A 21,330-nucleotide genomic window follows, 5' to 3' on the forward strand; every position below is an offset into this window, starting at 1 on the left:
AATACCATGAATACGAAGTCAAGAGCCCGAAAAATAGGTTTTTACTTGACGTTATGCTTCTTTACATTCTTTTGCAATCAAACATACGGTCAAGACAGCATAAACAGCCGGAAAATAACAATTGAAAAACTGTTCGAACTTGCTATCCATAACCACCCAAATCTTATCGTTTCGGCATCAGCTGTTAGTATCGCCCAACAAAAAACTGAAGTTGCAAAATTAAGAAGGCTTCCCGAAATCAGCGCTTCGGCATCTGCCTTTTACCTCGGCAATGCTGAGTTGATCGACAAAGACCTCTCGGGGTCGGAAAAGGTACCTCTACCCCATTTCGGCAATAATTATGCTTTGGAGGCGAAAGAACTTATCTGGAAAGGAGGTGTGGTAAAAAATAGCATCAAAGCCTCTACCTTGGGTGAGGAGCTGGCTGAATTAGATCATAAGAATGAAGAACAGAACATTAAAATTTTGGTTTTAGGCTATTACCTTGATCTATTCAAACTGAAAAATCAAGAAGCTGTCTATAATCAAAATATTGAGCTTGCCCACAAAAGGCTAGACCTGACGGAAAAATTATATAAACAGGGCATGATCACCAAAAATGATGTCATCCGAAACCAATTGCAAATATCTGAATTGGAACTAGCGAAAGAGGTCATTCAAAACAATCGGAAAATCCTGAATGACGAGCTTATCGTCGCTTTAGGACTACAGGAGGGCACAGTAATTGAGCCGGATGATAAACTATTAGATAGCAGGTTTCAGCTGGCAGACCTCGCGAGCTTGAAACAAGATGCTTATGTGTCCAGCCCGGGCCTTCAACTTGCGGCCAAAGAGACCGAGCTTCTACAGACAGAAAAGGCGATTACAAAATCAGAACGATCCCCTGCCCTTAGCGTATTCGCGGGAAACAGTCTTGTGAAACCTATCACCAATGTGATGCCGGTGATCGACAAATACATGAATACCTGGAATACGGGTATCTCGTTAAGCTATACGATTTCATCAGTCTACACCACTGGAAAAAAGCTTAAGCTAAATGATCTACAAATTGAAAAAAACGAGAAATACGCAAGCGCCCTGAAACAAAAAACCAGCGTAGCTGTTAATACTGCATACATTAAATACAATGAGGCCTACTCACAACGCAAGACTTTGGAGTACAATAAAGCGCTTGCAGATGAGAACTATCGTATTATTGAGAAAAAGTATTTGAACCAATTGGCGTTGATCGTCGATATCATGGATGCATCAAACTCAAAACTTGAAGCGGAATTGAAATACACAAATGCTGAAATCAATATCGTGTATGCATATTACAAACTTTTAAAAGAGACTGGAAAGATCTAGTACATTTTCCTTTTGCCTAATTTAATCAGTTTTATATATGTAAGGCCTCGTTAAGAAATTAATGGGGCTTTTTTATCTGCAATATTTTAACTCATTATTATGGCAAATTCATTTTTTAAAACGATCCGGACATCCATCAAGCACTGGTATATCCCATTGATTATCGGTATTCTATTAATTCTTTTGGGTTTCTATACCATTTCCACACCTGTTGCTGCATTTCTCACATTAGCAATTCTATTTTCATGGTCATTTATTATTTCCGGTATTTTGGAAATCATTTTTGCCGTGCAGAATAAAGATGAAGTGGATGGTTGGGGCTGGTACCTCACCGGGGGCATCCTCTATACCCTATTCGGCATATTGCTGATTGCCAATCCGCTGTTATCAGCGAGCACCTTGGCATTTATCGTAGGTTTTTATGCACTTTTTAAATCCTTCCAACTGCTGTCCTTTTCTTTTGATCTCAAAAATTACGGTAGTAAATCTTGGGGATGGAATTTGTTATTCGCCATTTTAGGCATTATTTTCAGCTTTATCTTGCTTTGGAATCCACTATTTGCAGGTTTCTCACTGGTGATCTGGACAGGAATGGCTATTAGTACGGTTGGTTTCGCAGCCTGTGTATTTGCATTTCAGCTGAAAAGTCTCAAAGATATCCCGAAAAAGCTACCAGACGAGTGGAAAGAGCGTTATCAGAAGCTTAAAGAAGAATTTGATCAACATCGTAAATAGAAAAAGGGCAATTAAGCCCTTTTTTTTATCAATATTAATTTGGTGGTCAAGGTTATTTATTTATTTCAACAATCTTAAAAGGCACTTTATGAAGTGGATAATCTTGTTTATCCGTTTTTACACGACTTATTTTCATGATCACATCAAAGCCTTCATAAATTTCACCAAAAACGGTAAAATCGTGATCGAGTCTTGGCTGTCCTCCGCGAGCTAAGTACTCCTTACGTTGTGCTGCAGTATATTTTATGCCTTTCTTTAATTCCAGACTATCAAGTTCAGCTGCCGTGATTTTCTTTCCAACCACGAAATAGATCTGATTCAAGAAAGATGCTTTCGCGGGATTTCCGTCCCGTCCTGCGCCCAGAGCACCCATTTTATGAAAAGCCCGGTCATCGAACTCTGCTGCCAATCGTGGCTTTTTATGATGGGGATCTGCCGCCTCACGTTTTTCAATATCAATATCATGCTCTCCACCCTGCACGACAAAATTTTCAATAATGCGATTAAACAATGCACCCTGATAGACAGTATCCCGAATAGATCGCAACATCAAATCGCGATGATTGGGCGTATAGTCATAAAGTACAACTTTAAAATCGCCAAAATCAGTCTTGAAAAGCAAATGTTTTGATTGTGCATAACAATTCCCCAATACAATAAAAACAAAGCATAGGATGGTCAGAATTTTCCTCATAGTACGAATTAATCAGTTTCTTAGATTTCATATAAAAATACATTAAATTTCGATTTATAAAAGACAGTACCCTGCAGTTTTCCAAATGCGCTTGAAGGACAACTGCATAAGATCCTTTCGAAAGTTGCCCTGCAGTAAAAGATTACATATAAAGTGTCTAGTTAAAACTTGCAAATAAGCATAAATTTATCTTAGTTTGGATTAAAACTATTCAAGACTATGCAGTATACAGCAAATCCAGACCGATATCAAGATATGATCTATAATCGTTGTGGTCAATCCGGTCTTCTATTGCCTGCCATCTCATTGGGAATGTGGCATAATTTCGGTGACGACACGCCCCATCAAACCAAAGTTGATATTTGCACAACCGCGTTTGACTTGGGAATTACCCATTTTGACCTCGCAAACAATTACGGCCCTCCTGCTGGGAGCGCCGAAAAGGCCTTCGGACAAATATTAAAAGAACAATTTTACGGTTTACGCGATGAAATGATTATTTCATCGAAAGCAGGATATCACATGTGGAATGGGCCTTATGGAGAATGGGGAAGCCGTAAATATCTGATATCAAGCTGCGAGCAATCACTCAAGCGCCTGGGTATCGATTACGTCGATATTTTCTATTCACACCGCTTCGACCCCAATACCCCCTTGGAGGAAACCATGTTGGCGCTGGATCAGCTAGTCCGCAGCGGAAAAGCACTTTATGTCGGTATTTCATCCTATAACTCGCAACGCACAAAAGAGGCCTATGCGATCCTGAAATCATTGGGTACACCTTTTATTATTCACCAGCCCAGCTATTCCATGTTAAACAGATGGATAGAAACCGATGGCTTGCTTGACACCTTGGATGAGATAGGCATTGGCTCTATCGTGTTCTCTCCCCTGGCACAGGGCATGCTCACCGATAAATATTTACAGCATATCCCGGAGAATAGTCGTGCTTCGCAATCCAAATCACTTCAGACGAAATTTCTGAACGAAGAAAATCAAAAGAACATCCAGGCGTTACATGCAATTGCACAGCTTAGAGGACAGTCGCTCGCACAGATGGCGATTGCCTGGGTATTACGTAAGAAGCAGGTTACATCGGCGCTCATTGGTGCCTCAAGACCACAACAGGTTGTTGATTGCGTTGGCGCACTGAAAAATCTGTCGTTTAGTCCGGAAGAAATTCACGAAATTGATCTTTATGCAAAAGATGGGCATATTAATATTTGGGCTAAATCGGCTGAAATCGATTAAGATCAATGCCACAGAAGTTTTCATACGGGGAACCACTGCGCGCCCGGTTGAAATCCATAAAACAAAAAAGAGCCCGGCAGTATCCGGGCTTTTTTCGTTGATTAACCCATTTTTTTCAATATCCTTTCAAAGGTGTTGATATTACGGCTTGTCATCTTATCTTTAAGATTCTTTTTTCCTAATACCTTTCCAAAACTGGAATCTAAAGTATTTCCCTTGGGCACACGCCAATAAAAGACCGTATTGACAATTTCAGCCTTCTCCCCTGGCACCTGCGTCGAATTACTGAATTCATCCATCAGTATTGTTTCGACACCTTCTGCCCCTACAAAAGCATATACATGGAAGTCCGTATGCATTTCAAACGGAATGTTTGCCTGCATCAATTCCACTTCTTCCTGCGACCGGATGAATAAAAAAGCTTCATAAGAAAAATATGCCGACATGGACTCCTCCAATAGCCGCTTGAGCGGGTCGGCCGCTTTGTCCGACGAAAAAACAATATTTCCAGAAGCCAGTACCGAAGTAACGTCAGTTACACCGGCGTCCTTAAAAACTTGACAGACATCTACCATCTTCATATTGGTTCCCTTCACATTGACACCGCGTAGAAAAGCACAGTATTTCATGTTATTAAATTAATCGATTAATTCGTCCATCGGATTCCAAAACAACTTCCTAAAATCCTTGATCCGTAAATTATTCACAACAAGCCCCTCAGCTTCAAGCCGTTCTTGAAATCCAGGCACCGCAAGTGTACCGCTACTTGATATAACACGATGAGCAGGAACATCTTTCGGGCATCCTCCCATCGCTTTCCCTACGTGCCTTGAGTGGTTAGGAAAACCTAAAGCTTTTGCTATGGCTCCATAAGTCGTTACTCGACCTTTGGGAATCAGCTTTGCAACCTCATATACTTGTTGTTTGAATTGCTCATCCATGTTAATTTATATTTTATTTGCGCTGTTTAGCATGTCAAAAAATCTTCTTTCCTATTTCCGCGGCGAAAAATGAAGAGCAACCTAAGTTACGAAAAGCTCTTGTAAGCAATACAGTCTTTAATTGATTCACTTGTCTAATTTTCGTTTCCATATGATTTTGGGGGAAACGATTCCTCCAATTGTCTATATACACGATTCCAGCTAGGGCTATCGTAAGCATTCATTTTTACATATTGCCCCTTTTTTGTTGCAATGCTTATTTTTATATCTATTCCGTCGTATGGCTGACGCGACTCCTCCTCTTTAGCGGCAATAAATTTCTCCAAATCAATTTTATCCAATAGGAAGTTCCATTTGTCTTCCGTATTGCCATATGATTTTAGGGTACTCTGGGCTGTATCAATTGCAGAAAACAGACAATAAACACTATCTCTTGTTATCTTAATCGTATAACCTTTTGAAGGTGTTGCTGTAAATCCGCCAACCGTAGAAAATGACACTGCTGTAATCTCATTTTTAGTATTATCCGTTGTTGTCTGCTGTGATTTGTACAAACAGCCCTGTACTAGAAGCGTCTGTGCAACCAGAAGCGAGAGATTTATAATCAATTTTCCGCCCATATCTTGTTCCTTTAGAAGCTGGTAAATAATCAAACAAAAAAAAGCGTTGTCTGTTGTCAACAGACAACGCTTTTTACTACTTTCCTAATTTACAAAAGTTATTCAGATTTCGTGACCCCAATCTCTGTATTCGTTACATATCAAACCGATCAGTTGCCTTGGATCAGCTCGAAAGCTGTTCCTCGTAGTACCATACTCACTCGTGACTGGAAATTTTATTCCCTAACAAAAAGTTGTTCATTCCGTTTCCTATCAAAACACATTGATACAGGGCAAAAAAACAAGTGTTTTTCTATAACTATAGGTTAATATTCACTTTCCTTTTAGTGCCTTTTCGAAGGAAAAAAACGGAATCTTCACAGCCCCAGTAGGGATAAAGCACATGCTAAGCACAGATAAAGCACTGTTCATGTATAAAGCAAAATGCGCTTTAAAAGTACTTCAAGCATGCGTGAAGGCTTCACAAAGCGACCAAAAATGAGGGCAAGTAGAGCTAGATTTAGTTAATTAATAACTATTTAAATTCATTCGATGAATATACGTAAATGCTCGTTGTTTTATCATTTAATCACTTGAAAATAAAATAGAAATAGGTGTTAATATAAATAATAGGAGTCCACGATTTTGTTTATAATGGTTGTTTTTCATGAATAGATTAAATAAAAAAAGAACTAGTAAGGTGCTTGCTATTCTTTCTGATTTTTCAGAAAAAATTTGAGCGGAGCTAACATGCTATAGCTCTGCCCGCTTTTCATATTTTACAATTATGTATATTAAAAAGAACATTTCCTACCCATTACAGCATTAAGAAAGGAAAACCATTATTCTGTCCTATGGCTATTAATCTTTGTCTTAAAAGAATCTAAAAAGAAATTTAGTTCCTTGGCGTCTTCTTTGGTACCAATAGCCTTTTCTTCCTTTTGGTTCCATCTATTAACATCCCACTTTCTTTTGGTGGAGGTTTCTTTTGGAACTCCATCAACTGTAATCCGTACATAAATAAAGCGGATTGATTTGTCTTTCACATTTGAGCTCTTTAAAAAGAAAGAAAGTCCATAGCTTTGCTCTAACATAATAAAACTTTTTAATTGTTATAAATGTCGAACCTAGACTTAAAGTAATCAAGACGTTAAAGTACTTTAAAAGTTGAAAATCAATCACTTAAACTACATTCTGTGGCACCTTTTTCAAAATGCAAAAAGTGCTACATATGTGCCACAGACTTTTAGGGTGTTTTTGAAGATTTTGCGAATCGCCATAAACAAAAAAATCCTGCAAATCATTGATTATGCAGGATTTATCTATTTTTTAGCGCTTTTTAAAAACTTTAAATTTGCACCTGGCGGAGAGTGAGGGATTCGAACCCCCGAACCTGTGACAGTTAACGGTTTTCAAGACCGCCGCATTCGACCACTCTGCCAACTCTCCGCGACAAAAGTACGAATTTCCACTCTCCTACCAAATTTTATTTTATATATTGTGCTTATTGAGCTTTTATAAACTGAATATCAGCACTAAATTTTACATCGTCGCTCACCATTACCCCTCCTGTTTCCAATGCCGCATTCCAATTAAGGCCAAATTCTGAACGTTTGATTTTGCCCTCTACAATAAAACCAGCTTTGGTATTTCCCCAAGGATCTTTTTGGATACCTGCAAATTCCAAATCGAATACGACCGGTCTAGTGACATCACGAATAGTCAGATTTCCCTTAATTTGTTCATTTTCTAAACTCGTTGCCTCAAAAGTAATGGTGGGATATTTTTCCACATCAAAAAAGTCTGGACTTTTTAGATGTCCATCCCGTTGTTCATTACGCGTATTGATGGACGCAGTGTCAATAACAACTTTCGCTAGGGCATTTTTAAAATCTTCGCCTTCGGCATCAACATCTATTTTAAAACCGTCAAAGTTTCCTTTAACGTTCGTAATCATCATGTGTTTTACTTTGAATTCTATCTCGCTATGTGCAGCGTCTAGTTGCCATTTTCCTTGTGCCATAATTTTATGTTTTTTCTATTTGTTTAATAACACAAAGGTAACAGCAGTTTTATTCATTTTGTTTGACCTAGATCAATAAAATAATCTTGTTGAAAAGCAATCAGTTATTGAAAAACCACAAAAAAAAGTTGGCGATATTTTGGAAATATAACACAAATGTCTACTTTTGCATTACCGAAAGCGACGCGCCAATAGCTCAGCTGGATAGAGCATCGGTTTTCTAAACCGACGGTCTCAGGTTCGAATCCTGATTGGCGTACCAAAAGTGTTAAAAATCGGCCTTAATGATACCATTAGGGCCGATTTTTCATTTTACTAGTTTTGTAACTAGTCAGATCGGGGCCCGTGTTAACGATTTAAAGGCATTTTCTGCCACACCCAAAAACAAATTTAAAACGCGTTTAACATGAGAACCACCAACCAAAAAGTAAAAGTTTCAATAAGACAGCGGACACAAGGAAAAAATCCTGCAAGAGGTTCTGTCCACATACACGTATCTATCGACGGCGTTGCCGATATGATCCCACTCAAGATTTCATGGCCAGTTGACAAGTTCGACAATGGAGTACTCCTCCCACGTGACGGATTTGATGATGACACCCTTTGCACCCAAAACAATTTCCGGATACAAAATGAGCGATCACGCGTCGATGCACTTGTCTTTAGATATTATGCCCTTGATCGAGCCATTACCCATGAGCTGATCAGGCGCGAGGTATCGCTTAAAATATCAAAAGATGATATCGTCGCATTTATAAAAGGCGAAGGCAGGCAATTGCTCCGCGAGCATTTGATCGAGCACGGAACCTACAAACATTACGTGACTGTGATCGCCCGGATAGAAAAATACTTTAAAGAGACCGGATCTTACTGGAAATTTAATACGATCGATGATCACGAACTCCGAATTCATCAGCGCTGGCTTCTGGACAATTTTACACACAATACAACAGCCGGCCATATGCGCGTGATCAAGAAGTTTCTGACTATGGGTGTATCAAAAGGACTCATCCCGGAAAGTCCTGCAGATAAATTGAAGACTTTAAAATATCAGGATGGAATCCGCGAAGTTCTGACAAAAGATGAAATCAACAAACTGTACAATTTCTATATCGAAGATGGCACGGAACTTCTGACCGAACTGGAGCATACCGCATTGCGTCGATATCTGGTGGCCTGCTTTACCGGACTAAGAAAATCAGATATCGAGCAGCTAGACCCACGGCTCCATATCCGCAACAACAATATTCTTCGGTTAAGTATGTTCAAAACACGGAAATATGGTAAAGTCATTGAATTCACCCTCCCAAAAATTGCTGTGGAGCTGATCGGCAAAAAGAGAGGAATTATATTTCCAACGATTGAATCCTATTCGCTGGGTAAAGCATTACGTAGAGCACTGACGAAAGCTGGTATAGACAAATACATGAAATTTCACTCCAGCAGGGATACATTTGCGACCACGTTCATCTTATTAGGTGGTAATCCTGTCGATCTCATGGAAATTTTAGGACACTCCGATCTAAAAACAACCATGATTTACGTTAAGATGGCCAGCGACTCAAAAAGTAAAACAATGCAGTTCTTCGACGACCTCGTAAAATAACTGCAAAAACGTTCCAATTGTTCCAATCGCCTTTTTCGCCAACGAAAAGGGCTTTTTTATGGCAATTTCCTTTTTGGAACACTTGGAACGGTCATAGATTATTGAAGCTGCAGCGCTTTCATTGCCCCATCCCATTTCTCCTCGAGCAGTTGATCGGCTAGTTTGGGAACCGCACGATCCAGTTGAGGATTTAACCACTCTTTGGCTTTTCGTTTCCCAGTCCCCAGCTTGCCTAATGATTTTGGATTGGTACTTTTCTTTTGTCCGGACTTTGTTGTCCAGGTCGAACCTTTTGAACCGGCCACACCTTTTCCTGCCCCCTTGTGCAGGAAAGCTAGGTATCGATGAAATTTAAATGTTATCGTTTCAATCTGACCATAATTCTGCTTATATCTAATTTTGATCGAGTTCTCACCCTCTCCTGTTTGCTGAGTACTGGTGACCATAGCTGCATAGCTGCCTTTAATGGAGGTGATAGTTTCTCCTCCCCAGGCTTTTATTCGATTATTCCACATTTTTAAGAATTTACAGTGTTTTCAATTTTAACTTTCGTATCCTGGGCATTTTCAAATTCAGAAAACAACATGATGACCTTTTTATCACCCATGGCGATCATAGCCTGATAAAGTAGATCCATCTTACTCTCCAGGACTGAAGTATCAGAATTGTTCTGAACAATCACTGGTGACTGAGCTGTCAGACTCCCAATTTGATTAATTCTCCCGGCCTCCATCATATCGACGAAATTGGCAATTCGAGGATCACGCAATTGTTCTGAGGAAACCACATATTCCGGCATATGGTTTTCACCTGCAGTAAATTGATTGCCCATCGAATTTGTAAACAAAGTCGGCTCGTTGACTTTCCCCTGAGCTTTCTTTCCAGGAGTAAAACCACCATGGAAAAATTGTGGTGGTTTTGTAGCTGCAATTACCGCGATCTGTGCAGCTCCGGCAGCAGCAGCTGCAGCCGCAAGAAATATATTTGGCAATGCCTTTGTTACCGCCAAAGCTGTGTTGATACCAGCCTGAAGCAATGACGCATTTTTATCAGCCTTCCACGCTTTCAGCTTTTCAGCACGTGCCTGCTTATCATATTTATCATTGATAGCCTTTTTTTGAGCTTCAGACAGATTCTTATTTGAAAGCTCCTTTTCTCGTTGCTTTTCAATATTGGAAAGCGCTGCATCGAGTTCAGCCTGCCGATTGTTGGCCCCAATTTGAAACAAAGCACCTGATAGATCCTCTGCAGCTTGGATGGCAGTGTCCTTTATTTTCTTTGCACGATCCTTATCGGCCTTACCATTCTCCTCATCCTTTTTCTGCTGGTACTTGGCATCAATGGCATCCATAGCTTGCTTGAATAGCTCAGTGTCCTTTAATTGTTCACCATACTTTTCTCGGAGCTTATCTATCTCGAGCTGATGTTGAGCTTCGATTTCAGCAATCCTTCTCGCATGCTCATTTGCAACAAATCCTGTGGTACCTGTTTCTAAGACTTTGATCTCTTTCTCTAGCCGTTCACGCTCCCGAATTTTGGCCTGCGCAAGTTCTCTTTCCCAGGCCTCCTGAATTTGTGCTTTTTGGGCTTCATTGGTACCTGCATCTTTCAGCAACTTCTTATAATGCTCATCGATCCGAATCTGTTCCCGATCCAGCTCCGTAAGCATCTTTTGCCCCATGTCGGAGCGGATTTTGGTGATTGCTTCAGAGATTTCCTTCTCTTGTTTTTCCCGTAAATGAGCAATTGCTGATTCTTTATCAGCCTGAAGGAAAAGAACCCGGCCCTCGGCTTCCAAACGTTCCTGTTCACTCGCTCCTTTCTTGTCCCGGAAACCTTCCCAGGCTTCGATCAGCTTATCGTATTTAGCTTCCTCAAGGGCAATTTCCTTGTCATTTTCCGCAAGCTGCTCCTGGTAGCGTTGCGCATTAAAAAGTTTTTCCTCGTCTACAAGTTTTTCATAGAGCTTTTGCGCAGCTTCCCGGTCTTTTTCCGCTTGAGACTTCTTCTCTTTTTTTGGATCAGGCGCATTAATAATAGCATCATCTTTCTTCGGGAGACTTACATCCAATACGGGTGTGTTTTTTGCTTTAAGATATTCCGCCAAAGCTTCAGGAGAAAGTGCGTTATCTGTACCATTTACTAAATCCAAAGCTCGTTGATCAACATCGATCTTCATGCTCTGCAGCATTTTCGTGTTATCGTAGATAGTAGCTTTCCATTTTTTCGCAAATTCTTCTTTAGATTTTTTATCGTATTCCCATATGGAATTTTTGTCCAAGCCAAACCAAGAAAGAAATCCTCCCTTTTTTCCGATATTATCAGTTTGCCGTTTTTGAATATTATTGATTTCTTTTGTACTTCGATCAACAACATCTAAACCGGTTGCGATATCTGATTTTAGCTTATCTATATAATCTTTGTTCTTCGCCTCAAAAAGCTCTTTTTGTGCTTTATTGAATAAATTTATTTTTCCCCGATTTATATCAAGTGCCTGACCATATTTATCCCATTCCGTTACCGCTTCTGGAATAACCAGGGCTAGTTGCTGAACAGTTTCCTTAAGCTTTATTTGCTCATCTTTATTAAGCGTACCTTTACTTTTAAGTTGATCATAGGTTGATAATAAAGGATGCAGTTGTTTATCGAGATTTTCATTCCTGGCACCAAGCTGTTCAAGTTCATCTTTAAGTTTTTGCGATTCTGATCGATTATCAACTAAAGCAGCCGTTATACTTGTTAGTACAGCCCGTGTCCCACTGTTCTCCCACATTGTGGCGAACTTGTTAGCCAATTTATCAATATTGGCAGCGAGGTTGGTATTTGCTGTATTGAATTCATTGGTGATCGATGTTCCATCTTTGAAACTTTGCGCAACCTCTTCTTGCTTCTTTCTAAGCATATCGATATTGTTGGCCAATGCCCCGATAGCAGCACGCCCCTCCGAGCCTGTAACATCGAGCTCTTTCATATTTTTTGCGAGCTCTGCGATACCTCCTCCAGTATTTTTGGAAGCGTCTAAAACCAGTTTCATTGCGCTATTCGCATCATCCCGCAAAAGATTAGCAAAATCTTGAACTTCCATTCCGGCGATTTTCGCATACTTTGGCACGTCATTTCCCATACCGACTATAAACTGTCCGATAGCAGTTGATGAAGTTTGCATAGATTGACCGAGCTCATCCATGACTGCCGCCATGCCTAGCACATTTGGAAGAGATATTTTTGCAGCCGGGGCGATTCCTGCTAATCGTGTAGAAAAATCAATTAGATTTTTTTCATTGGCGGTACCGCTTGCTCCTAAATCATTAATGGCTGATCCAACTTTCAAGAGCGCATCCTCAATTCCAAACTGTTGTTTTACTTTAAAAATGTCAAGAAGTTTACCCAGTTCATTTACGGCTTGTTCCGTTCCGCCCAAATCTTCGCCGAGAGCCACACCAATTTTATCTGCAGATCGGACAAAGCCCTCTACATCTTCAACTGATGACAATCCCAGTTTTCCGGCGACTTGAGCTAATCCTAACAATTCGCTTTTGGCCGTTCTGGTGTCAATTTTTTGGAGAGATTTGTTGACTGCTTCAACCTGTACTTCTGTTAGGCCGGTAGTTTTCATTACTCCAGCGTAGCTATCACTGAGTTCTTTATTTTGAGAAATAATATTTTTTGCAACATCAAGAAGAGAACCTCCGATAGTTGCACCGATAGCTAGCTTCGCTAAATCCTTAATTTCTTCTTTGAGATTGAAAAAACTTTCACGTGTACCCTCGGCCTCATCACGCAGGCTCTTCAGGCGTTCCTTGACCTGATCAAGGATCTTACTCTTTTCAGCAAATTCCTCTGATCCCCTTGGAAGCAATGCCAATTCATTCCGCAACCTCGTGGCCGAGGCTTTGAGCTGCTTTAACGTGTCATCAGCTGCATTTGCATTTAGGTAAATATTTACCCCTCTATTTTCATTATTCGAAGCCATGCAACGAAATTCCTTCCGGAATTTTTGCATGAAACGACAACGGCCCCTAGAAGGAGCCGTCAATCAAAACTATAAAACATGGTTAGTAAGAAACATACTGTCCATCGAGTTGAAGAACCCAGTGGCCAATGATTTCAAATTTATCATGCAACAAAGAAGGATCGCTCACCATATAATACATCAGCGCATCCCTTCCGTTATATCTCCACCAATATCGATCGACATTTGAAGCCAGGACAACTACATTCTCAGATACCACATAATCATTATACGGCCCCTCTTCCCGGATGGACTGATCATCAACGTTGACAATCCTTCTGTCAACATGTACGTTTAGGTTATTCACTGAGATTGCACGTATGGACATCTGACTATCCTGATAAAATTCTAAAACAAGATCTGCATATGTTCGATAACTATTGCCGTTAGGCTTATTTTTCAACAATACCCTGGCATAAAGTTTCCCTTCCGGCGTAACAGTCTCAGGAGAGTTGACAACCACCCTAAATCCGGATGCAATTGCATTCAGATCATAATGCGGATAACAGATCACTTTCGCATCGATGCGCTCTGAATTATTCGCCGGTTCGAATGTAACCTTATCGATCAGTGCCTCCACTTTCGCTTTATTTACATCTGCAACCAGCAATTTTTGCAGCGGATTAATCGCCATAAATTGAATTACATCAAACTTCGCTGAGATTTCCACCTGCTCAGAGATGCAGTAATAAGCATACCATGCCAAAGAAAAGCGATTGATCACCCCCTTTTCACCGCCCAGAGTTAGCGAATTATTAAATGTTCTGTTCAGATTGCCGATATCATCCGCTGTAGCTTCAGCGATCCATACTGGACCGCCAAATCCGACCGAACCCTTATAGGAAAGCAGCCGGAAAGCGAAAGAATTTTTGCCATAAGTATTATCGGCATTGTATGCCGGCATCTCATTTAGGGCGACACCATAGCAATTGCCCATCTGTGTCTTCCGGGGCAACCGAACATTTTCAATATTCCAAAGTTTCTCAGCCCACATAAACGGCTGGCCGATGGCCATCTCCACCTCTTTAAATGAATCCGTATATCCCACAATAACCGATCCTTCATATGGCAGCGCCTTGTACATTTCATCTGCGTCATCTACTTTAGCAAGCAATTTATAGGCACTAATTGACTGCCTTTTAATCGACACAGAGTCTTTGATCTGCATACCTGATATATCCAACCGGTTAGGTTCGGACAATATCTTGGTCGCTTTCTCAAAGTAGGCCTTTTTGGTCTGTGAGTCAAAATAGATCATCACACGATGATCATTCCGGATCGCTTTGAAAAAATCTGCAATTGACAATTTGGGCAAGTGCTGCGCAGGGTTTATCATACCATTTGCCAAAATATCATCGCCAGTCCTGGTGCCGGTATTGTCTATGATCAGTGATTTTATAAAACTGTCATCCAAATAAGATCCTTCAGCCTGAAAACCCAGAAAACCACAAACTTCTTTGATCACCCAGGTCAAGTAGAAAAATGCACCATACAACCTAGTTCCCCCTTTTATAGTATACCCCTCCGAAAAATCATTAATTACAGACTGTTCGAAATCAATATTGTTCGACCCATCATTTTTAATCTTGAGTTTGCCATCGGCCATAGGATTAAAATAGGTCGGCATACAAAATGGATAGATGCCTATCGAGCTGTTTATAGCGACAATTTTATCATTGATCCCTGCCCCTGGCCCATCGATCCGGATCGATTTATGCGAAACAAACTTTGAATTTACCGTCGTGGTGAATACTTCAGCAATTGTCTTATCCCTCATCAGGTCAGCTACGATTGAATTGTCAATCGTCAAATAACCCTCGTACTTGCTTCGCGCAGAAATATCGTACTCCAGTTTCGCTCGCTTCCAGGACATACCCAGCAGCGAAATATTCACGTCGATGGACTTTCGGCCTAGTCGGTTCTCAAGGAACCGGCCATAGCCCAAAGCCATATCATTTTTCTCGGTCGGCGGAAAAGTCACCGGATAAGTGTATGAGCCCTTCAGAACAGTCTCCTCATTAAATGTCGTCGCAACGAATTCCACGGTCAATTTACTGTCCGGCGAAACATCCAGCACGACGCCATCATCCGTAATAATTGCAAAAGGTAGAGTCATTCTATTTAATTAGCGGTTTGAACTTTGCCCAAGGGAATTGTGGCCCTGGATCAGGCTTTCTTCCTGGAGCGATATCCGAGTGGCCAATGATTTCCTTGATTGGATAATTGGCAATAATCGCCTTGCATGCTTCGATGGCAGCATTGATCTGCACATCCGTGTATTGTTGAGAACCGGTGTTCTGCAGCTCGATTCCGATACTATAGGAATTTAACCCGGTTAAACCTCTCCACTTACTCACTCCAGCATGCCAGGCTTTTAAATTGAACGGCACCAGTTGGGTAACTACCCCCTCCCGGCTAATGTGCAGGTGTGCCGACACCTGGCTCTTCGGATCTGTCATCCAGTTGATCGCACTGGTTGAATTAGGTGCTGCATCGTAATGCATCACGATGTAAATTGGAGTGATTACGCTCCCTTTGTTTAGAGTCGGACGGAACCCAACTGGAGTTCCGTCGTTATTGTATAGTAGATTGCTTTTTACTTGCATAAATTTATATTTTTAATTACAAAGTATCCAATGAGCATCTCTCCCCGACTCTTTGGATATATTGTATTGATTCTTTCCCGGTCTTCATCCCTCTTTTGTTTTTATGCCCCCGAAGGGGCTTTTATTATTGTTTACTTAAGGATTTAATCCATATCATTGTAAAGTCCAATAAATCCATGCTTGCAACTGATAAGCAATCGAGCGCATTGCTGTCGCAGAAAAATGGGTAATATCTATTCCTGCTATCGCTTTTTTTGTGCCACTTATCGTATCGTCTAAGTCGTACGCATAGCGCTCGTCTTTTGTTGATAATGGAGATTGAGTGAAGAATGTTGGTATATAATTAATCCGCCTTGATAAATTCAAATCTCCTAAGTACTCTTTAAAAAAATTATCTTTTGCGAATTTACCTGTCGGGAATCTATCATTCATAAATCCGTAATCGGCCCATTCACCTGGAGAGTAAACTCCTGAATGTCGGCTATAACTAAATCCAATTTGAATTGTGTTATTATGTGATTTTATTATATTCAATAAATTAACACCTATTTGATTAGTATATGTATAACCTTCACTATCGTTAGTACCTAGAGCATCTACAACGTGTGTAGGAGTCGCTACATCAAACTCATTAACGTTACTAACCTTGCTGCCAATCTTGTAGGATTTACCATCAGAACCTACAACAGTTTGGTTAGCATTACCTGTCAACCTCACTCCAAGATCATCCATAGTTCTATATCTATCCAGCCAAGCCTGTAAGCTAAAAGCTGTTGGATATTTCCAAATATGAGCGCCCGAATAAGCCTGTGCAGCCTTGATGTCAAAAAAAGGATTGTCTGGGTTCAAACTTACTCCTCCTGTTGGATTTTGAATATTACCATTAAGACCAAAAAGAAACTCGTTTATCTCATTGTAAATTGCAGATTGATTGCCTTCGTAGCTCGTGTAATTAGATTTATACCCCCATCTTAATTTCAAAACTTTCCAAAGATGTTCGTCAATATCAGGCTTAAATCGACCAAAAGGAGTACTTAATATCTCATTGTTATTTTCAAAAGTGTTTTCCCACTCTCTATTTATAGTAGAACTTTCACTATCAAAAGGAGTTTTAGTTTTTAAACCCAGAAGTGAAAATAGTGCCTGTGATGTAAGAATATTATGTTCTGAGACTAAATCATCTATCATCAGATTACCAAGTTTTGGCAGCATAGCATAAGTGAATGCCGCCCATGCTCCACGTCCTTCGGATTTGGTTTTAACTCGTATATCTTCGCCTTTATAATTAATAGTTCTATCGGATGGAGATTTTGTGCCTAATGATTTAAAAGTAATATTACCGACATCTTTATTGTCCATCTCAAAAAATTGACCAACAAAATTTGAAATTGTCCCTCCTCCTGATTTATCAAAAAAATCAACATCTTGGTCAGTTATAGAATCTCCTAGCATTAGCATCAAAATAGGTTTGTTTTGTGCGTTTTTTCGATTTGCTCGAATATAATCTAACTTGATAAATTGCTCAATTGCCTTATCATTTGAACTTGTTATTTCGATTTGTGTAGGAATCGTTTCAATAGGCACATCATTACGAACATGAGTTTGAAGAGATGCTTTTAGCCCGCCATTCAATTTTACAGACAATTTCTTTCTGACGATTGACTCGGCATAGATGTTAGTGAAATATTCACGAGGTTCTCCACTACCAGAATTAACACCAAAAACATAATTAGGCACATACAAATCATAATTGTAAGGTCTTGATTTCTCAAAGATGTCTTCTGAGGTGGATATATTGACAAAAGTTCTTTCTAAGTCTTGGTTTGTAGATGTCTGACAAACCAACCATGAGTCTTTAGCGACATATACTTTACCTCTATAGAGTTCATTATCGGCGGAAGCTCCATGACTCTCATAAGAAGTTTCAGCGGTTTCAGAATCGTAAAGATGGACAGTCCTTTGTCCCCAAGTATCCGTACCGATTTGAAAATCAATTATTGAGCCTTTAGGAACAAAAAACCGATCTGTTATCCGTCTGTTGGTGTTGTACATCTCATAGAATTGTCCATAGGAATTTAGATTTCCGTTTTTATCTTTGAAGTCTATTGAAGTTAAATTCTTAACAACTGACGTTGAGTTGTGTAAAAGATCCTCATTCAATTTATGCACCTCAGACAAATCATCAGGAGTTGCATAAATTGGCTCAACATCATCTCTATGAACAAAAGCATCGTTTAAAAATTCTTTTTCACATTGGAAAATTACCCATGAGTCCTGCCATGTAGTGTACTCTATAACTTCTAATTGATTAACTTTTTGTGGTTTAGCAACATGATAAGAATCAATTCCTTCAATGTTTTCTCGATTAAAAAAGTGTGCAACTCCTTGTGATATGTTGTCAACTGCTAAGTATATTGTAAGTTTTGTATCTCTCGGTACAAAGATCAAGTCTGATATACACCTAGTAGAATTAACATTCGTGTAACCTTCGCCATAGTAGTTGTATATAAATTTTCTTTCAAAAAAATCCGCTCCAGTTAAGTTTTTAACAGATAGATTTCTACTGTTTTTCAAAAGTTTCTCAATATCTCTTTTATAATCTAAGGCAGGTATAAGGACTTCAACAAATGGTTGTTGAGCTTCGGTTTCAGTATAATAGTGATATGAAACATTGATATATCCATCTTCTTCTACATTAATATAGAATGTTTTTAAACCTGATAAACCCGTATTATTTTCCCCCCTTAAAAAGACTTTGTTTTTATTAAATAAGGCGTACAACAACGCTCCTGTTGAATTTCCAAAAGTTGTCACAACGACTAAATCTCCTTTCTTAACAGGCTGATTTAAAAGGCTTCTGAAATTTACATTTTCAGATAGACTTCCATCGGAATTTGTTAGTCCATGAAATAAAAACTTGTCTTTTTTTATCGATGTGTAAAAAACATCAACAAATTTATCAAAACCTAAAGTCCCATGCACTTTATTTAAGTGCAAAATATTAACCCAGTCTTCACTTTCATCACTTGGCTCTTGATCAGTCTGTTTGTTTGCAAACCAACCATTATTGTTGTGCCAAACAAAAGAATTTTTTTCAACTGGTTTTTCTAATTCTGACCAAAGGTTTATTTTGTTTCCATCAGCTCCCTTTGGCAAAGGCACACTGCTTCCTAAGCTCCAGGTAGTACCGTCCCACCAGTTAGTATTTTTCTTTCCTGCAGGTGCTTCCCATGCCGTACCCGTAGAAACAGGGGGTTCAGCAGATGTTCCATTTACAAACCATCCTTCCACATCTTCCATTTTTCGGTTTGCTCCAGCAGGGCCAGGAGGCAAAATTGTAGCTGTGGCAGAGGTCGCTCCCCCTTTAATTGTTTTGACCTGAATCGATGCCTCAATCGTTGCATTCTTTACCTGCTGAGCCATATCCGCGACAACTTTTGTTCCTGCGAATACGGAAACTTTATATGATTTTGCCATTATTATTTAGTTACAATTCCGGTTAATATTAATTTTCCCTTGACAAATGTTGTCCGCTCGGTACCGTCGATTACAAGGATATCATAGAAATACACATCCTTTTTAAGTTCGATCGTATTTAATCCAAAATTCATAGTCAATTTTGTCGGCTCGATCGTTAGGCCTCCATTTGCTTTAGTAAGTTCAAGAGCTATTTCCGAAGCGTTTAAATCGTCTTTGAACTGTACACGAATTTCTTTTCCGGCCAAGCTAAAAGGCACGATTTCACCAGTGTCTTTCTCGATCACTTCCCATCCCCAAAATTGATATTCTTCAGTAGTCCCCCGGACGAGAGTAATATCAAACTCATTTAGATCTATATTATAATCCATATCAATATTTAGTTATCAAAAAATTGCTCTTGAGAATGTTGGCTACTAATTTCAAATGACACAGCAAATAGACCGTTTCCATCTTGAGACTCATCGATGGATGATGATGAAATATTCACTGGCCACCATTCCTTCTTGAACAGCTCCAGTTTCCAACGACTTAAAATAAAATCACGAAAGCCAACGATTTCAGAATATGATTTATATCCAGAACTGATTTTCTCCTTATTCTCAAGAACAATATCCAGGTCAATATTCTCGCCTTTCTTCAGATCAAACGTTCCGGCTTGAGATATAATAGCATTACTCTTTTCAATTTCGTAGGAAATAGCTTTTTTCCCTGAAGTGAAAAGCGTCTCAGGGGATCCAAGAGAATTTTGAAAAAGAAAGACACGCTGATATTGATGTAATGTATCATCAACAAAAAATCGAATTATATTTGAAATCTTTTTACCCTCCGCATGCAGCCAAACCTTATATGAGACGATATCCAATTCTGGATAATAGGTATTTGCATTTATTTGAACGAGTCCAACCGGAATAATTACCTTCTCAAATTGTTTAATTTCAACAATTGAATAAGCTGTAAATGAGAACGGCATCCCATCACTGTAAACCACTTCAACCTCCACTTTGACTTCCGTATATGTTTCATTTAGATTGAACCAGGACAACCAATTCGGTTGGTCAGGAATTACTTTTTTGTCTTGAGTTGTACAGAGAAAACGAACTGATTCATTTACTGAAATTGATTCTCCAAAACTTAAATTTTGCAAGTTTTTTGGAAGCCCTCCATAAACGGCGAAAAACAGATCCGTAACGACTGAAGTCCTGGGACCTTGGGGCTCTCCGGATAATTCTGTTGCTCTCAAATAGAATTGCTTGATACATTTGCTTTTTACAATACCCACATCCTCTACCGATAAGATATCTGGTCCGTCACTTAGACACAACGAGGATAGAGGTTTTGAGAAATCCCAAGAGGCATTGCCATTGATATCAGGAACTAAAGCCGCAGAAACAACAGAGCGTTCAGCCAACGAAAGATCGATCGCAATAAGCTCTACAAAAATTTTAAGATTAGGTGTATAATTTTTTGACACTGGCGTTTGAGGTGTCTCAATAGCCACAGCAAGATCATTAGTAACATCTTGAATTTGCACATCTAAAGAAACATCATTCTCAATTGAGCTAAACTTGATTTTCTGACCGTCGACCTCTCCAACAAATAAAGATGACAGGTTAAATGCATTCAGTATTGCATTCTTAACTTTTACCAACCAATCTTGCTTTGTCTCAGTTGGACCAATTCGATGAGGAATTTTAAACTTGTTAATAGGACTCGCATATTCACATGAGAACAGAAATTTCGTTTGTTTTACAATTAAAGTGAACGACCAATCAAGATAATAATAATAAGTTTTTTCAGGAGTATGGAGTTCACTATCTACGACATTATCAACCTGGCTAAAGTCCAAAGTAAATATCAAAGGACGACCAGCCTCTAAAATTACTTGATCAGTATGGAATTCAAATACTATTGGATTTCTCGACCAGGAGACTTTATTGGGTTGCTTAACGATTGAAATTGCCATATCACAAAGATGGCTCTCAAAATAAATTTTGAAACGACAATTAATTGGTAAACTGGGATACAACAATATGAGA

17 protein-coding genes and 2 tRNA genes are annotated in these 21,330 nt (G+C 39.5%); 5 read left to right on the plus strand and 14 right to left on the minus strand.

What is annotated here, in order from left to right; all coding sequences use genetic code 11:
• Nucleotides 1-6: 6 nt before the first annotated feature.
• On the plus strand, nucleotides 7-1,347 hold the full coding sequence (locus tag AACH28_RS04480; protein WP_088161432.1) for a TolC family protein: 1,341 nt from the start codon (nucleotides 7-9) through the stop codon (nucleotides 1,345-1,347).
• A 99-nt stretch (nucleotides 1,348-1,446) separates the two neighbouring features.
• On the plus strand, nucleotides 1,447-2,082 hold the full coding sequence (locus AACH28_RS04485) for an HdeD family acid-resistance protein (protein ID WP_075992464.1): 636 nt from the start codon (nucleotides 1,447-1,449) through the stop codon (nucleotides 2,080-2,082).
• Nucleotides 2,083-2,134: 52 nt separating this feature from the next.
• Here the strand turns inward: AACH28_RS04485 and AACH28_RS04490 are convergent, their stop codons facing one another.
• Complete coding sequence (locus AACH28_RS04490; RefSeq protein WP_341832344.1) at nucleotides 2,135-2,776, minus strand: peptidylprolyl isomerase; 642 nt, start codon at nucleotides 2,774-2,776, stop codon at nucleotides 2,135-2,137.
• 219 nt (nucleotides 2,777-2,995) lie between these two features.
• Between AACH28_RS04490 and mgrA the strand changes: the two genes are divergently transcribed.
• Entirely contained in the window at nucleotides 2,996-4,027 is a 1,032-nt protein-coding gene (gene mgrA, locus AACH28_RS04495) for an L-glyceraldehyde 3-phosphate reductase (RefSeq protein ID WP_341832345.1), read from the plus strand.
• A 101-nt stretch (nucleotides 4,028-4,128) separates the two neighbouring features.
• Here the strand turns inward: mgrA and AACH28_RS04500 are convergent, their stop codons facing one another.
• The 6 genes from AACH28_RS04500 to AACH28_RS04525 form a co-directional block, all read right to left on the minus strand.
• Nucleotides 4,129-4,656: a DUF1697 domain-containing protein gene (locus AACH28_RS04500; protein ID WP_286851394.1), complete on the minus strand. Its 528-nt coding sequence runs from the start codon at nucleotides 4,654-4,656 to the stop codon at nucleotides 4,129-4,131.
• A gap of 9 nt (nucleotides 4,657-4,665) precedes the next feature.
• Nucleotides 4,666-4,968, minus strand: coding sequence for an MGMT family protein (locus AACH28_RS04505; RefSeq protein ID WP_088161428.1), 303 nt, complete (start codon nucleotides 4,966-4,968; stop codon nucleotides 4,666-4,668).
• 134 nt (nucleotides 4,969-5,102) lie between these two features.
• Nucleotides 5,103-5,648 (minus strand): hypothetical protein, encoded by a 546-nt coding sequence (locus tag AACH28_RS04510; RefSeq protein WP_341832346.1) that lies wholly within the window; start codon nucleotides 5,646-5,648, stop codon nucleotides 5,103-5,105.
• A gap of 761 nt (nucleotides 5,649-6,409) precedes the next feature.
• Nucleotides 6,410-6,661: an Arm DNA-binding domain-containing protein gene (locus AACH28_RS04515; RefSeq protein WP_341832347.1), complete on the minus strand. Its 252-nt coding sequence runs from the start codon at nucleotides 6,659-6,661 to the stop codon at nucleotides 6,410-6,412.
• Between the two features lie 267 nt (nucleotides 6,662-6,928).
• A tRNA-Ser gene (locus AACH28_RS04520) sits at nucleotides 6,929-7,016 on the minus strand.
• A 55-nt stretch (nucleotides 7,017-7,071) separates the two neighbouring features.
• The gene (locus AACH28_RS04525) at nucleotides 7,072-7,590 is read right to left on the minus strand and encodes a YceI family protein (RefSeq protein WP_341832348.1); all 519 of its coding nucleotides are present in this window, start codon (nucleotides 7,588-7,590) and stop codon (nucleotides 7,072-7,074) included.
• A gap of 185 nt (nucleotides 7,591-7,775) precedes the next feature.
• Between AACH28_RS04525 and AACH28_RS04530 the strand changes: the two genes are divergently transcribed.
• Together AACH28_RS04530 and AACH28_RS04535 are read left to right on the plus strand one after the other, a co-directional pair.
• A tRNA-Arg gene (locus AACH28_RS04530) sits at nucleotides 7,776-7,852 on the plus strand.
• Between the two features lie 144 nt (nucleotides 7,853-7,996).
• The gene (locus AACH28_RS04535) at nucleotides 7,997-9,196 is read left to right on the plus strand and encodes a tyrosine-type recombinase/integrase (protein ID WP_313236157.1); all 1,200 of its coding nucleotides are present in this window, start codon (nucleotides 7,997-7,999) and stop codon (nucleotides 9,194-9,196) included.
• A gap of 98 nt (nucleotides 9,197-9,294) precedes the next feature.
• Here AACH28_RS04535 and AACH28_RS04540 read toward each other — a convergent pair whose 3' ends face one another.
• The 7 genes from AACH28_RS04540 to AACH28_RS04570 all read right to left on the minus strand — a co-directional run bounded on the left by AACH28_RS04540 (nucleotide 9,295) and on the right by AACH28_RS04570 (nucleotide 21,257).
• Entirely contained in the window at nucleotides 9,295-9,711 is a 417-nt protein-coding gene (locus tag AACH28_RS04540; RefSeq protein WP_313236154.1) for a hypothetical protein, read from the minus strand.
• 2 nt (nucleotides 9,712-9,713) lie between these two features.
• Nucleotides 9,714-13,169 carry a phage tail tape measure protein gene (locus AACH28_RS04545; protein ID WP_313236152.1) on the minus strand — a complete coding sequence of 1,152 codons (3,456 nt, stop codon included), beginning with the start codon at nucleotides 13,167-13,169 and terminating at the stop codon, nucleotides 9,714-9,716.
• 82 nt (nucleotides 13,170-13,251) lie between these two features.
• Nucleotides 13,252-15,324 (minus strand): hypothetical protein, encoded by a 2,073-nt coding sequence (locus tag AACH28_RS04550; RefSeq protein ID WP_341832349.1) that lies wholly within the window; start codon nucleotides 15,322-15,324, stop codon nucleotides 13,252-13,254.
• Nucleotide 15,325: 1 nt separating this feature from the next.
• Nucleotides 15,326-15,814, minus strand: a complete 489-nt coding sequence (locus tag AACH28_RS04555; RefSeq protein WP_341832350.1) for an N-acetylmuramoyl-L-alanine amidase — start codon at nucleotides 15,812-15,814, stop codon at nucleotides 15,326-15,328.
• A gap of 153 nt (nucleotides 15,815-15,967) precedes the next feature.
• Entirely contained in the window at nucleotides 15,968-19,291 is a 3,324-nt protein-coding gene (locus AACH28_RS04560; RefSeq protein ID WP_313236147.1) for a hypothetical protein, read from the minus strand.
• Between the two features lie 2 nt (nucleotides 19,292-19,293).
• A complete protein-coding gene (locus tag AACH28_RS04565; RefSeq protein WP_286801856.1) occupies nucleotides 19,294-19,662 on the minus strand; it encodes a hypothetical protein in 369 nt (122 codons plus the stop codon).
• A gap of 8 nt (nucleotides 19,663-19,670) precedes the next feature.
• Nucleotides 19,671-21,257: a hypothetical protein gene (locus AACH28_RS04570; RefSeq protein WP_286801858.1), complete on the minus strand. Its 1,587-nt coding sequence runs from the start codon at nucleotides 21,255-21,257 to the stop codon at nucleotides 19,671-19,673.
• Between the last annotated feature and the right edge of the window lie 73 nt (nucleotides 21,258-21,330).

The sequence above is a fragment of the Sphingobacterium thalpophilum genome, from assembly GCF_038396785.1.
Classification (GTDB): domain Bacteria; phylum Bacteroidota; class Bacteroidia; order Sphingobacteriales; family Sphingobacteriaceae; genus Sphingobacterium; species Sphingobacterium thalpophilum_A.

Excerpts from the sequence above, each read along its gene's own strand:
- AACH28_RS04480 (WP_088161432.1), top strand. The coding sequence starts at position 7 with ATGAATACGAAGTCAAGAGCCCGAAAAATAGGTTTTTACTTGACGTTA.
- AACH28_RS04485 (WP_075992464.1), top strand. The coding sequence starts at position 1,447 with ATGGCAAATTCATTTTTTAAAACGATCCGGACATCCATCAAGCACTGG.
- AACH28_RS04490 (WP_341832344.1), bottom strand. The coding sequence starts at position 2,776 with ATGAGGAAAATTCTGACCATCCTATGCTTTGTTTTTATTGTATTGGGG.
- mgrA (WP_341832345.1), top strand. The coding sequence starts at position 2,996 with ATGCAGTATACAGCAAATCCAGACCGATATCAAGATATGATCTATAAT.
- AACH28_RS04500 (WP_286851394.1), bottom strand. The coding sequence starts at position 4,656 with ATGAAATACTGTGCTTTTCTACGCGGTGTCAATGTGAAGGGAACCAAT.
- AACH28_RS04505 (WP_088161428.1), bottom strand. The coding sequence starts at position 4,968 with ATGGATGAGCAATTCAAACAACAAGTATATGAGGTTGCAAAGCTGATT.
- AACH28_RS04515 (WP_341832347.1), bottom strand. The coding sequence starts at position 6,661 with ATGTTAGAGCAAAGCTATGGACTTTCTTTCTTTTTAAAGAGCTCAAAT.
- AACH28_RS04525 (WP_341832348.1), bottom strand. The coding sequence starts at position 7,590 with ATGGCACAAGGAAAATGGCAACTAGACGCTGCACATAGCGAGATAGAA.
- AACH28_RS04535 (WP_313236157.1), top strand. The coding sequence starts at position 7,997 with ATGAGAACCACCAACCAAAAAGTAAAAGTTTCAATAAGACAGCGGACA.
- AACH28_RS04540 (WP_313236154.1), bottom strand. The coding sequence starts at position 9,711 with ATGTGGAATAATCGAATAAAAGCCTGGGGAGGAGAAACTATCACCTCC.
- AACH28_RS04545 (WP_313236152.1), bottom strand. The coding sequence starts at position 13,169 with ATGGCTTCGAATAATGAAAATAGAGGGGTAAATATTTACCTAAATGCA.
- AACH28_RS04550 (WP_341832349.1), bottom strand. The coding sequence starts at position 15,324 with ATGACTCTACCTTTTGCAATTATTACGGATGATGGCGTCGTGCTGGAT.
- AACH28_RS04555 (WP_341832350.1), bottom strand. The coding sequence starts at position 15,814 with ATGCAAGTAAAAAGCAATCTACTATACAATAACGACGGAACTCCAGTT.
- AACH28_RS04560 (WP_313236147.1), bottom strand. The coding sequence starts at position 19,291 with ATGGCAAAATCATATAAAGTTTCCGTATTCGCAGGAACAAAAGTTGTC.
- AACH28_RS04565 (WP_286801856.1), bottom strand. The coding sequence starts at position 19,662 with ATGGATTATAATATAGATCTAAATGAGTTTGATATTACTCTCGTCCGG.
- AACH28_RS04570 (WP_286801858.1), bottom strand. The coding sequence starts at position 21,257 with ATGGCAATTTCAATCGTTAAGCAACCCAATAAAGTCTCCTGGTCGAGA.